This window comes from Bacteroides sp. 1001136B_160425_E2, assembly GCF_015559655.1.
Lineage (GTDB): Bacteria > Bacteroidota > Bacteroidia > Bacteroidales > Bacteroidaceae > Bacteroides > Bacteroides luhongzhouii.
In genome coordinates this window covers 17,917-29,213 of sequence record NZ_JADMQH010000017.1, presented here as the reverse complement: position 1 = coordinate 29,213, position 11,297 = coordinate 17,917, and the positions used below count along the sequence as shown (strand labels likewise).

Annotated in this window: 9 protein-coding genes; all 9 read left to right on the top strand. The window is 45.2% G+C overall.

Annotated elements, in window-relative coordinates; translation table 11 throughout:
- Nucleotides 1-124 precede the first annotated feature (124 nt).
- Entirely contained in the window at nucleotides 125-769 is a 645-nt protein-coding gene (locus tag I2I04_RS17035) for a DUF6563 family protein (RefSeq protein ID WP_185911558.1), read from the top strand.
- A gap of 306 nt (nucleotides 770-1,075) precedes the next feature.
- Nucleotides 1,076-3,073: a urocanate hydratase gene (locus I2I04_RS17030; RefSeq protein ID WP_195655487.1), complete on the top strand. Its 1,998-nt coding sequence runs from the start codon at nucleotides 1,076-1,078 to the stop codon at nucleotides 3,071-3,073.
- Between the two features lie 228 nt (nucleotides 3,074-3,301).
- Entirely contained in the window at nucleotides 3,302-4,204 is a 903-nt protein-coding gene (ftcD, locus tag I2I04_RS17025) for a glutamate formimidoyltransferase (RefSeq protein ID WP_143259173.1), read from the top strand.
- A gap of 139 nt (nucleotides 4,205-4,343) precedes the next feature.
- Nucleotides 4,344-5,597, top strand: a complete 1,254-nt coding sequence (gene hutI, locus I2I04_RS17020) for an imidazolonepropionase (RefSeq protein ID WP_143259172.1) — start codon at nucleotides 4,344-4,346, stop codon at nucleotides 5,595-5,597.
- 42 nt (nucleotides 5,598-5,639) lie between these two features.
- On the top strand, nucleotides 5,640-6,269 hold the full coding sequence (locus I2I04_RS17015) for a cyclodeaminase/cyclohydrolase family protein (protein WP_143259171.1): 630 nt from the start codon (nucleotides 5,640-5,642) through the stop codon (nucleotides 6,267-6,269).
- Nucleotides 6,266-7,765, top strand: coding sequence for a histidine ammonia-lyase (hutH, locus tag I2I04_RS17010; protein ID WP_195655486.1), 1,500 nt, complete (start codon nucleotides 6,266-6,268; stop codon nucleotides 7,763-7,765). Before I2I04_RS17015 ends, hutH begins: the two co-directional genes overlap by 4 nt.
- A 347-nt stretch (nucleotides 7,766-8,112) precedes the next feature.
- Entirely contained in the window at nucleotides 8,113-8,763 is a 651-nt protein-coding gene (locus I2I04_RS17005) for a TetR/AcrR family transcriptional regulator (RefSeq protein ID WP_143259169.1), read from the top strand.
- A 55-nt stretch (nucleotides 8,764-8,818) separates the two neighbouring features.
- A complete protein-coding gene (locus I2I04_RS17000) occupies nucleotides 8,819-10,165 on the top strand; it encodes a TolC family protein (protein WP_143259168.1) in 1,347 nt (448 codons plus the stop codon).
- A 33-nt stretch (nucleotides 10,166-10,198) separates the two neighbouring features.
- Nucleotides 10,199-11,236 (top strand): efflux RND transporter periplasmic adaptor subunit, encoded by a 1,038-nt coding sequence (locus I2I04_RS16995; protein ID WP_143259167.1) that lies wholly within the window; start codon nucleotides 10,199-10,201, stop codon nucleotides 11,234-11,236.
- Nucleotides 11,237-11,297 lie beyond the last annotated feature (61 nt).

The following is an 11,297-nucleotide window of genomic DNA, read 5'->3' as shown; positions in this document are numbered from 1 at the left end:
ATCTTGATAATGTTGTTGTTAGCTGGAAGAAATTTTCAATATTTCTTTTCTCATTCTTGCATTTATCCGCTAAAATTTATAACTTTCCACTCGAAAAGGCGTTAGACAGGAAAGGAGGATGCTTATGAAGAAAGGATGTATCTTATGTTTGCTGATAAGCGTGATTAGCCTTCCGTTAATTGCGCAGAATATTATTTATTCCAACCTGAAAGAGTTACTGACTCAACATGGTGATACCACTACTGTGTTGCGTGTAGAAAAACGTTCCAAAAATCAGATCGTATTAACAGGAGGGGCTGATTACCGGATCACGGCCGGTGATGACGAGTCGATGTGCCGGCGTTTGAAGAAGCGTTGTTTTGCAGTGCGTGACGAAAAAGGGAATTTATATTTGAACTGTCGTAAGTTGCGCTATAAGAAGTTGCGTTTTGGAGCATGGTATGCTCCTGCTGTTCAGTTAGGTAAAAACATTTATTTTTGTGCAATGCCTTTAGGCTCGGTTATCGGAGGTAACTTTGTGGAAGAAGATGATGTAAAACTGGGAGGGAATATAGGCGATGCTCTTGCCGCTTCAAGTCTGGTTACAAAACGTGTTTGCTATGAATTGAATGGTGAAACAGGAAAAGTCGACTTTTTGGGGAAAGACAGAATGCTGCAATTATTGAAGAATTATCCGGAACTGAGACAAGCATATTTGAAAGATGATAGTCAGGAGGCAAAGCATACTTTTAAATATCTGTTAGAGTTGCAGAATAAACAAAAGGAGTAATTCCATTCATTTCGGTTGGCATACTATGAAAGGCCCTATCAATAATACAATCACCTGTATAATGATATTATTGAGATGTGGGTTACTATCCATTTTGAGAAAACAGCTTGTCTTCGTGCTTGTATAGAAGCATAAGAGAGTTTTGGCATTGCTTGTGTCTTGTCCTTCTATCAAACTGTAAATGTAACAATACCTTTCTGATAATAAATCTGTCAATTCTCTTGTCTTTTATCTTCTTTTTTTCTATCTTGCGAAGAGTTATAAGACTGTATTGCTTACAGTTTGTAATCCTTAATTCTGTTTATTATGAGAATAACTCTTGGCAACACACTACCTCCTTATCCGGATTTTTTAGAAGGTATCCGGAGAGCTCCCGACCGTGGTTATACACTTACCCCAGCGCAGGCAATCATAGCATTAAAAAATGCTTTGCGTTATATTCCTAACGAGTGGCACGAACAACTGGCTCCTGAATTTATGGAAGAGCTACGCACTCGCGGACGGATTTACGGATACCGTTTCCGTCCTGCCGGCGACTTGAAGGCAAAGCCGATTGACGAATACCGGGGACAATGCATTGAAGGCAAGGCTTTTCAAGTAATGATTGATAATAACCTTTGCTTCGATATAGCACTGTATCCTTACGAATTAGTTACTTACGGTGAAACCGGACAAGTCTGTCAAAACTGGATGCAATATCAGCTGATAAAACAATACCTCGAAGAACTTACCCAAGAACAGACGCTGGTTATTGAATCCGGACATCCATTAGGGCTTTTTCGCTCCCGTCCCGATGCTCCCCGCGTTATAATAACCAATTCAATGATGATCGGGCAATTCGACAATCAATATGATTGGCATATTGCCGCTCAGATGGGAGTTGCCAATTACGGGCAAATGACCGCAGGCGGTTGGATGTATATCGGCCCTCAAGGAATTGTACATGGAACTTTCAATACCCTCCTCAATGCCGGGCGATTGAAACTGGGTATTCCACAAGACCAGGATCTGCGGGGACATTTATTCGTATCTTCCGGTTTGGGAGGGATGAGCGGCGCACAACCTAAAGCGGCGGAGATAGCAGGAGCAGTCTCCATCATAGCCGAAGTAGATAGCTCGCGCATTGAAACACGCCACCGCCAAGGATGGGTGGGACACGTGACTACGGATATAGCCGAAGCATACCAGATGGCATCTGAAGCAATGCGACGTCGTGAACCTTGCTCGATAGCCTATCATGGCAATGTCGTAGACTTGCTCGAATATGCCGAACGCGAAAGAATTCCTATTGAATTATTATCCGATCAAACTTCCTGCCATGCTGTTTACGAAGGCGGATATTGTCCTGCCGGATTAACCTTTGAAGAACGCACATGCCTTCTTCACGAATCACCGGAACAATTCCGTCACTTAGTCGATGTATCCCTGCGCCGTCATTTCGAAGTTATCGAGAAGCTCGTAGCCCGTGGAACTTATTTCTTTGATTATGGCAATTCTTTCATGAAAGCCATATACGATGCCGGAGTAAGAGAAATCTCCCGCAACGGTATTGATGAAAAAGACGGATTTATCTGGCCAAGCTATGTTGAAGACATTATGGGTCCTCAACTCTTTGATTATGGCTACGGCCCGTTCAGATGGGTTTGCTTGAGTGGCAAACATGAAGATCTGATAAAAACAGATCACGCGGCTATGGAATGTATCGACGTCAACCGGCGCGGGCAGGATCTTGACAACTACAACTGGATACGTGATGCCGAGAAGAATCAGCTCGTGGTGGGGACACAGGCACGTATTCTGTATCAGGATGCAGTCGGGAGAATGAACATAGCCCTCCGTTTCAATGAGATGGTCCGCCGGGGCGAAGTAGGTCCTATCATGCTGGGACGGGACCACCATGACGTAAGCGGAACGGATTCTCCTTTCCGGGAGACATCGAATATCAAAGACGGAAGCAATGTGATGGCAGATATGGCTGTGCAATGTTTTGCCGGAAATTGTGCCCGTGGAATGAGCCTGGTAGCCTTGCACAATGGCGGTGGAGTAGGTATTGGCAAAGCAATCAATGGCGGCTTCGGTATGGTATGTGACGGTAGCGAACGGGTAGATGAAATACTCCGTTCAGCAATGCTTTGGGATGTGATGGGCGGAGTAGCCCGTCGTTCATGGGCGCGTAATCCGCATGCGATGGAGACAAGTGAAGCATTTAATGAATCCCATGCAAGAGATTATCAGATAACAATGCCGTATGTAGCGGACGAAGAACTAATAAAGAAAATAGTCCCACATATTGTGGGAAAGTAGTCTCACAAAATAAGGGAAAATATTCTCATAAAATGAGGGAATAAATTCCCATAATATATGGAACTGTTTAAACATGCAGCTGTTTAGTATAAACCATGCCGTTATTCGATATGAAACTCGTGTGATCCGTGCCTGATAATATAAGGGCTATTTGGCAAGAGCACTTGTTTGATGTAAAACATATAGTTATTCAATTGAATATAACCTCTATAATAATAGATATTTGATATGAGTTGGAATAAAATTATTGAATGCGTACCCAATTTTAGCGAGGGACGCGATTTAGAGAAAATAGATCAGATAGTAGCCCCTTTCCGTATTAAGGCCGGAGTAAAACTGCTTGATTACAGTAATGATGAAGACCATAACCGTCTGGTTGTAACCCTTGTCGGTGAGCCGGAGGCTTTGTACGAAGCAATCGTTGAAGCGGTCGGTGTGGCTGTCCGTTTGATAGACCTGAATCAGCATACCGGGCAACATCCCCGTATGGGAGCGGTAGATGTTATTCCTTTTATCCCGATTAAGAATACCAGCATGGAAGAAGCCGTCGAACTATCTAAGAAAGTGGCCGCAAAAGTGGCCGAGAACTATCATCTTCCTGTCTTCCTGTATGAAAAGTCGGCAACTGCGCCGCACCGGGAAAATCTCGCTTCCGTCCGTAAAGGAGAATTTGAAGGAATGGCTGAAAAAATCAAACTACCCGAATGGCAACCTGATTTCGGACCTGCCGAACGTCACCCAACCGCAGGTACAGTCGCAATCGGAGCCCGCATGCCGCTCGTAGCCTACAATATCAATCTTAATACAGATAATCTGGAAATAGCTACCAAGATAGCAAAGAATATTCGTCATATCAACGGAGGACTCCGCTATGTGAAAGCAATGGGAGTGGAGCTAAAGGAGAGAAACATCACCCAGGTATCCATTAACATGACCGACTACACCCGTACTGCACTTTACCGCGCCTTCGAACTGGTGCGTATCGAAGCCCGCCGTTATGGTGTTACGATTGTTGGTAGTGAAATCATCGGTCTTGTACCGATGGAAGCCCTGATTGATACAGCTTCCTACTATCTTGGACTCGAAAACTTTTCCATGCAGCAAGTCTTGGAGGCCCGCATCATGGAATAGACGGTAAAGAAATATGTTAGAGAATATTCAATCCAAATCAGAACGGATGTTTTTACAGGGGAACGTACCTGATAAAAAACAACGGGACAGGAAGCAGGATGAATGAAACAAGAATAAACAAAGATAATTCGGATAATTTATGAGTGAAAACCTAATCATATTCAATGCCCGTATCGTAACCCCCATCGGCTTTTCCGCCCGTAAAGGAGAAGAAATGTCCCAACTGCAAGTCATAGAGAACGGAACCGTGGAAGTCACCAAAGGAGTCATCACCTACGTTGGTGAGAACCGTGGTGAAGATCGGGATGGTTACTATCAACACTACTGGCATTATAACGCTCGCGGACACTGCCTCTTGCCCGGCTTCGTTGATTCCCATACCCATTTTGTGTTTGGCGGAGAACGTTCCGAAGAATTCTCATGGCGTCTGAACGGCGAAAGCTATATGTCAATCATGGAGCGGGGAGGTGGAATTGCAAGTACCGTAAAAGCCACCCGACAAATGAACTTCCTAAAACTACGTTCAGCAGCCGAAGGTTTTCTGAAAAGAATGAGCACAATGGGTGTGACCACCGTAGAAGGTAAAAGCGGCTACGGGCTGGATCGTGAAACAGAATTATTACAACTAAAGGTAATGCGCAGCCTGAACAACACCGAGCATAAACGTGTCGATATAGTCTCCACCTTCCTAGGCGCTCATGCCCTTCCCGAAGAATATGCAGGAAGAAGTGACGAATACATCGACTTCCTGATTCGTGAAATGCTTCCCCTTGTTCGTGACGGCGAACTGGCAGAATGTTGTGATGTCTTTTGTGAACAAGGCGTTTTCTCTATCGAACAGTCCCGCCGCCTGCTTCAGGCAGCCAAGGAACACGGCTTTCTGTTGAAACTCCACGCTGACGAAATCGTCTCTCTCGGTGGAGCCGAACTGGCAGCCGAACTGGCAGCATTGTCTGCTGATCATCTCCTGCACGCATCCGATGCCGGCATCCGTGCAATGGCCGATGCCGGAGTAGTAGCCACCCTGTTACCCTTGACCGCTTTTGCCTTGAAAGAACCCTACGCACGTGGTCGTGAAATGATTGACTCCGGCTGTGCGGTAGCACTTGCCACCGACTTGAATCCCGGCAGTTGTTTCTCCGGTTCTATCCCACTGACCATTGCTCTGGCCTGCATCTATATGAAAATGAGCATCGAAGAAACCATCACCGCCCTGACCCTGAACGGAGCTGCCGCCCTTCAGCGAGCCGACCGGATTGGAAGCATCGAAGTAGGCAAACAAGGCGATTTTATCGTCCTCAATTCCGACAACTATCATATCCTACCTTATTATATAGGTATGAATTGTGTAATCATGACTATTAAAGGCGGTATGTTATACCCCGTCGCTTAATAGTTGACCAACTCATTTATTAATCACTTAAAACAGAATACCATGTTAGCAGATTTAACCGTAAAAGATTTCTTAGATAAAGTTGCTTGCAGTGACCCTGTACCCGGTGGTGGTAGTATTGCCGCATTGAACGGAGCACTGGCTTCCGCCCTTTCCACGATGGTGGCACGGCTCACCGTCGGAAAAAAAGGATACGAAGTCAGTGAAGAAGTAATGCAACACGCACAAACAATTACTCTTCGTTTGCTGGATGAATTTATTGCGCTTATCGATAAAGACTCCGCTGCCTACGAAGAAGTTTTTGCCTGCTTCAAACTCCCTAAAACAACCGAAGAAGAGAAAGCCGCCCGAAGTGCCGCCATTCAGGAAGCAACCAAACAAGCCGCCCTCGTTCCATTGGAAGTAGCTCGCAAAGCTTTGGATATGATGTCCGTCATAGCAGATGTTGCCCGTCTGGGCAACCGCAATGCCGTCACAGATGCCTGCGTAGCCATGATGTCCGCCCGTTCTGCCGTATTGGGAGCCTTGCTGAACGTCCGTATCAACCTCGGTTCGCTCAAAGACAGAGAATTTGTCCTCCAGCTACAAACCGAAGCCGATACAATCGAGCAAACCGCCTGTCGGAGAGAAAAAGAATTGTTGGATGCCGTAAATCAAGACCTGCGCGTATGAGTAAGAATGTATATCATATCGGTTCCGGAGCATTAACCTTCGAGATCATCGAACGAATTATCAACGAAAACCTGAAACTGGAACTAGCTCCTGAAGCCAAGTTGCGCATCCAGAAATGCCGTGATTACCTCGACCACAAAATAGCTTCTTCCGATGAACCGTTGTACGGTATAACAACAGGTTTCGGCTCTTTATGTACCAAAAATATTTCTCCCGACGAACTCGGAATACTCCAGGAGAACCTCATAAAAAGTCATGCTTGCAGTGTAGGCGAGGAAATCCGCCCCGTCATCATCAAACTGATGATGCTTCTCAAAGCCCACGCCCTCTCATTGGGACATAGCGGTGTACAAGTAATCACCGTACAACGCATCCTTGACTTCTTCAATAATGACGTCATGCCCATCGTCTACGACCGCGGCTCCCTTGGAGCCTCCGGCGACCTCGCACCGCTTGCCAATCTTTTCCTCCCCCTGATCGGTGTCGGCGATGTCTACTATAAAGGAAAAAAGTGCGAAGCCATCAGCGTACTCGACGAATTCGGCTGGGAACCCGTCAAACTAATGAGCAAAGAAGGACTGGCCCTGCTTAACGGCACCCAATTTATGAGCGCCAACGGTGTATTTGCCATACTGAAAGCCTTCCGCCTCTCGAAAAGGGCCGACCTCATAGCTGCCCTTTCTCTCGAAGCCTTTGACGGCCGTATCGATCCGTTTATGGACTGCATCCAGCAAATCCGCCCCCATCAGGGACAGATTGAGACAGGCGAAGCCTTCCGTAAACTACTGGCCGGCAGCGAACTTATCGAACGCCACAAAGAACACGTTCAAGATCCCTACTCCTTCCGTTGCATCCCGCAAGTACACGGTGCCACGAAAGATGCTATCCGTTACGTTGCCTCCGTATTGCTGACCGAAATCAATTCCGTCACGGACAACCCCACCATCTTCCCCGATGAAGACCGGATCATCTCCGGCGGAAATTTCCACGGACAACCGCTTGCCATCTCTTATGACTTCCTTGCCATCGCTTTGGCCGAATTGGGAAATATCTCCGAACGCCGTGTCTCCCAACTGATTATGGGACTCCGGGGGCTGCCTGAATTCCTGGTTGCCAACCCCGGTCTGAACTCCGGCTTTATGATTCCGCAATATGCCGCCGCTTCGATGGTTAGCCAGAATAAAATGTACTGCTATGCGGCTTCGAGCGACTCCATCGTCTCTTCCAACGGACAGGAAGACCACGTAAGCATGGGCGCCAACGCCGCTACCAAACTCTATAAAGTGATGGACAATCTGGAACATATCCTTGCCATCGAACTGATGAATGCCGCACAAGGCATCGACTTCCGTCGTCCGCAGAAAACTTCCCCAATCCTTGAGCGTTTCCTCCATGCTTATCGGAAAGAAGTGCCTTTTGTGAAAGATGATATCGTGATGTACAAGGCGATACATAAAACAGTTGCCTTCTTGAAGAGGACACAGATTGAATACTGACAATAAACTGACCCTTTTTCGCTTTTCGTTAATAATGGTGACTGCTGTTGCCGGGTAAGTGTTGATTCTATCGACATTTATCCGGCATTTGTCGACTGTAATCCTTCTGCCGGCGATAAAACTTTACTTCGTATTGCCTTCCTTTTTACCTTTGCCCTATGTTTGTTCCGTATTTCCTATTAACACTTGTTTTCATTTTGCTCTATTGAATGATAATAATTCCCAAATGGATTATAAATAGATGGAAACTTGATTTGTTAATTGAGTTTTCTGCATATCTTTGTTCCGTTTTTCCTTTGGAAATGAAAAGAAAACGAAAACTGCATTTTAATAAAATAGAAAAACGGATGATGACAGAGCATGGAAAAGACGCTTCTCAACGGATAGAGTTAAGAGAACGGATCATAACGGCGGCAACAGAAGCTTTTACTTCAAAAGGCATCAAGAGCATTACAATGGACGATATTGCGGCAGCATTAGGAATATCCAAACGTACGCTCTATGAAGTCTTTTCGGATAAAGAATCGTTGTTGAAAGAATGCATACTGAAGGCGCAGGCAGAAAGAGATAAGTACTTGCAGAAAGTCTTTGAAGAGTCGCACAATGTGTTGGAAGTGATACTTGCGGTCTTTCAGAAAAGTATCGAGATGTTTCATCAGACGAACAAACGCTTTTTTGAAGACATCAAGAAATATCCGAAAGTGTATGAGATGATGAAGAACCGGCAGGACAGCGATTCGCAGAAAACGATGTCCTTCTTCAAAACAGGAGTAGAGCAGGGCATTTTTCGTCCGGATGTGAACTTCGCCATCGTCAATTTGCTGGTACGAGAGCAGTTTGATGTACTTCTGAATACGGATATCTGCAATGAATATCCTTTTATTGAAGTGTACGAATCCATCATGTTTACTTATATACGCGGCATCTCCACCGAAAAAGGAGCAAAAGTACTGGAAGACTTTATACAAGAATATCGTAAGAACCGCATCGCAGATTAGAGCAAGAGTGAGGTTCTATTGACAAACAAGTAAGATTAAATTAGAAATTCAGTTTATGAACAAGATGAAAAGATTGGCAGGTAAGAAGATTCTTCTGGTAGCCGTGGCACTCTGTGCATTTGGTTTTGCAAAGGCGCAGGACACACAGGTGGAGAAGAATATACTAACCTTGACCTTAGACAAAGCCCTGGAAATTGCATTGGATGAGAATCCGACAATAAAAGTGGCAGCAGAAGAAATCGCTTTAAAGAAAGTTGCCAGTAAGGAAGCCTGGCAAAGTCTGTTACCGGAGGCTAGTATTGCCGGTTCATTAGACCATACCATTAAAGCGGCTGAAATGAAATTGAACGATATGTCGTTCAAGATGGGGCAAGACGGTTCGAACACCGCCAATGCCGGATTGAGTATTAATCTACCACTCTTTGTGCCGGGTGTTTATCGTGCTATGTCGATGACAAAGACAGATATTGAACTGGCAGTAGAGAAGTCACGCGCTTCCAAACTGGATCTCGTGAATCAGGTGAGCAAGGCTTATTATCAGTTGATGCTTGCGCAGGACAGCTATGAAGTGCTTCAAGGCAGTTATAAACTGGCAGAAGATAATTACAATGTAGTGAATGCCAAATATCAGCAGGGAACTGTGAGCGAATATGACAAGATCAGTGCAGAAGTGCAGATGCGCAGTATTAAACCGAACTTGATTTCGGCGGCCAATGCGGTGACTTTGGCTAAGTTGCAGTTGAAAGTCCTGATGGGCATCACAGCCGATGTGGAGATCAGGATTAATGATAATCTGACCAACTATGAAACGGTCATGTTTGCCAACCAGTTGAGGGAAGAGAATGTAAATCTGGACAACAATACCACCATGAAGCAGTTGGACCTGAACATGAAGTTGCTTGAAAAGAACATAAAGTCTTTGAAAACAAACTTTATACCGACTCTTTCAATGAGTTTCTCCTACCAATATCAATCACTGTATAATCCGAATATCAATTTTTTCAATTACAACTGGAGCAACAGTTCTAATCTGATGTTCAATCTTAGCATACCTTTATATAAAGCAAGTAACTTTACGAAAGTGAAATCTGCCCGTATACAGATGCGCCAGCTCGATTGGAACCGTATTGATACGGAAAGACAGTTGAATATGCAGATTGTCAGTTGTCGCAATAACATGAGTGCCAGCACAGAGCAGGTAGTCAGCAACAAGGAAAATGTGATGCAGGCAAAGAAAGCGGTAGTGATTGCTGAAAAACGTTATGATGTAGGTAAGGGTACAGTGCTCGAACTGAACAGTTCCCAAGTGTCGCTGACACAGGCGCAACTCACCTATAATCAGTCCATATACGATTACCTGGTTGCTAAGGCAGACCTCGATCAGGTTCTGGGAAAAGAATAAAGATAGACAACTAAAAAATTACAAATAAGGAATATGAAAAGAAGTATCCAATTGGTAGCCCTGCTGTTAACTGTGTTTATGGGCTCATGTACAGGTGGAAAAGACAAAGCGGCTACGGGACACGTGGACGCGAAGCCCATTGTGAAGCTGGCAGACGTAAAAGCCCGTCCCGTAGATCAAATACAAGATTACACAGCGACGGTGGAAGCCGAAGTAAAGAATAATATAGCACCTTCGTCTCCCGTACGTATCGACCGGATTTTTGTGGAAGTGGGCGACCGCGTATCCAAAGGCCAGAAACTTGTGCAGATGGATGCAGCCAACCTGAAACAGACAAAGCTGCAACTAGATAATCAGGAAATAGAATTCAACCGTATCGACGAATTATATAAAGTGGGCGGTGCGTCCAAATCAGAGTGGGATGCTTCGAAGATGCAACTCGATGTGAAGAAAACTGCTTATAAGAATCTGCTGGAGAATACCTCTTTGCAAAGCCCTATCAATGGTGTAGTCACTGCACGCAACTATGATAATGGCGATATGTACAGCGGTGGAGAACCGGTACTTGTAGTGGAACAGATCACTCCCGTAAAACTCCTGATTAACGTGTCCGAAACTTACTTCACGAAAGTGAAGAAAGGTACTCCTGTCGACGTGAAACTCGATGTATATGGAGATGAAGTATTTACAGGAACCATCAACCTGATTTATCCTACCATAGATGCCACTACCCGTACATTCCAGGTAGAGATCAGACTGGATAATAAAGACCGGCGCGTGCGTCCGGGAATGTTTGCCCGCGCGACATTGAACTTCGGTACGGCAGAAAACGTAGTTGTTCCCGATTTGGCAATCGTTAAGCAGGCAGGTTCCGGCGACCGTTATGTATTCGTTTATAAAGACGGTAAAGTATCTTATAATAAGGTCGAACTGGGTAGACGCATGGGTACGGAGTATGAGTTGAAATCCGGTGTACCGGATAACTCACAGGTGGTAGTTGCCGGACAGTCACGTTTGGTGAACGGTATGGAAGTAGAGGTGGAAGCCTCTTCCCGGCCTTCTTCCAAATAAGAGGTGTTCAGTACCTTTCGCCCAATGTTTTTATTAATTAACCTGATTTCAAAACTATCTT